This is a genomic window from Arthrobacter sp. HMWF013 (assembly GCF_003061105.1).
Lineage (GTDB): Bacteria > Actinomycetota > Actinomycetes > Actinomycetales > Micrococcaceae > Arthrobacter.
In genome coordinates this window covers 1-2142 of record NZ_QAIQ01000195.1, presented here as the reverse complement: position 1 = coordinate 2142, position 2142 = coordinate 1, and the positions used below count along the sequence as shown (strand labels likewise).

The 2142-nt window shown below is 69.2% G+C and carries 2 protein-coding genes and 1 pseudogene; all 3 read left to right on the top strand.

Annotated features, from left to right (window positions below; all coding sequences use genetic code 11):
* Positions 1–875 (top strand): vWA domain-containing protein (locus tag DBR22_RS08470; RefSeq protein WP_108598656.1); only part of this gene is annotated, 875 nt, incomplete at its 5' end.
* Complete coding sequence (locus tag DBR22_RS08465; RefSeq protein WP_108598655.1) at positions 872–1897, top strand: vWA domain-containing protein; 1026 nt, start codon at positions 872–874, stop codon at positions 1895–1897. The genes DBR22_RS08470 and DBR22_RS08465, both read left to right, overlap by 4 nt.
* A pseudogene (locus tag DBR22_RS08460) lies at positions 1894–2142 on the top strand (hypothetical protein); the annotation flags it as partial. The gene DBR22_RS08465 and the pseudogene DBR22_RS08460, both read left to right, overlap by 4 nt.

Genomic DNA, 2142 nt, shown 5'->3' with positions numbered 1-2142 from the left:
CCACGGCAGCAAGCCACCGCCGGTGGCTTGCTGCCGTGGCGCTCGCAGGAGCAGCCCTGATGCTGTCCGCCGTGGCCGCGGCGGCGCGCCCCGTGGAACTGACCACCAGCCGTCCGGAGCAGCACAACCGGGACATCATGCTATGCCTGGACACCTCCGGCTCGATGAGCAGCGCCGACGCAGCCGTGGTGGACGTTTTTGCCCGCCTGGCGAAGGAGTTCGACGGCGAGCGGATCGGCCTCACGGTCTTTGACAGCACCGCCGTCCAGGTCTTTCCCCTGACCGACGACTACGGCTACGTGCAGGAACAGCTCACCCTCGCCCGCGATGCCTTCGAAGGGAAACCCGGCAGTTCCGGCTTCCTGGACGGTACCTGGGGCGGGCGCGGTTCCTCGCTGATCGGCGACGGCCTGGCCGCCTGCGTCAACGGCTTCCCGGCTGCAAAGCCCGGAACTCCGTCCGGCCCGCAGACCAGCACAAGCTCCGGCCCGAAGCGGTCCCGGTCCGTTGTTTTCGCGACGGATAACTACCTTTCCGGCGATCCCATTTTTACCTTGGAGCAGGCGGCTGCCCTGGCCACCGAACGCGGTGTCCGGGTGTACGCACTGAATCCCGGCGACCTGGATTATGGAACCGGGCCGGGCCAGCCCGGGGCCCGGCTCCGGGCGGTGGCCGAAGCCGGTGGCGGCGCCTACTACGCGCTGGAGAGCCCCGAGGCCGTTGCGGGCATCGTGCGGACGGTACAGGAGACAGAAGCAGCGGCGCTGCAGGGTGCACCCCGCGCCGTGGTCTCGGACCGGCCCGAGCTGCCCCTCGCCGTGGCACTCCTGTCCGGGCTGGTGCTGGTGGGCGCGTCCTGGAGGCTGAGGCCATGACGCTGCAACCCATCCTGCCGTGGTGGCTCCTGGCTGCGATAGCCGCTGTTGCGGTGCTCTTTCCGGCCTGGCGGGTGGTCCGCCCGGCCGGCAACCCCTCCTCCGGTCAGGTGCGCGAATGGCTGTTCCGGAGCGCGTTGGTCCTGCTCCTGGTTGCCGCGGCGCTTCGTCCCGGTATCCCTGGCGGCAGCGCCCAGGGGGCCTCTACGGACCTCAATGTCTTCTTCGTCGTGGACACCACTACCAGCGTTGCGGCCGAAGACTACGGCAACCGCGCGCCCCGGCTTGAGGGGGTCCGACAGGACATGATGGCGATTGCCGCGGAACTGCCGGGAGCCCGCTTTTCCGTCCTGACGTTCGACAGCAACGCCGTGGTGCGGATGCCCCTCACCGCCGATACCACGGCCCTTGAGACCACCGTTTCGGTCCTCGAGCCGCAGGTTACCGCCTACTCCAAGGGAAGCAGCGTCACCATCGCCGGAAAACTGCTGGCCGAACGCCTGGCCGCAGCACGGAAAAGCCATCCGGAGCGGCCCCGGCTGGTCTACTACCTGGGCGATGGTGAACAGACCAGCGCAACGGCACCGGTGGCGCTGAAAGTCGACGGCGGCCTGATCGACGGAGGGGCGGTACTTGGCTACGGCACGCAGGAGGGCGGCAGGATGAAGGAACCAGGCCAAGATCCGTCCGGCGATGGGGAAGGCAACGGCTACATCCAGGACCGCACCTCGGGAGCCGGGAAGGACGCCCTGTCAGTCATCGATGAAGGGCGGCTGCGCGGGATATCAGCTGACCTGGGCGTTCCCTACGTACACCGCTCCGCCGGGGATCCGGTAGCGCCCATGATGCAGCAGGCCCGCCCCGGGGAGCTGCAGCGCGCGGCGGACAACCAAAGCCTGGCCGGCAGGACGGAACTCTATTGGATCTTCGCCGTGGCAGCGTTCCTGCTGGGCCTGCGCGAGATGTTCCTGCTGGTACGCCAGTGGCGCCAACTCCGGCCCCAAGAGGGGGCGCTGAGATGACGCAGCGCGCCACACCCGACGCGGGGGAGCGGACGCCTGTCCGGCGGCGGCTGCTCCTCTGGTCTGCCCTGCCAGCCGCCGTCGTCCTGTGCCTGTCCGCCAAGCTGCTCAGCCTGGGCATCCTGGCCGGCGCGGCTGACCGGGGCTTCGCTGCCGGGGATGGTGGCGCGGTGGCGGACGCGGCGGCCGGACTGAATATCGCCAACTTCATTGAGCCGCATAAAGCGCCGTTTGCGGCGAGGACC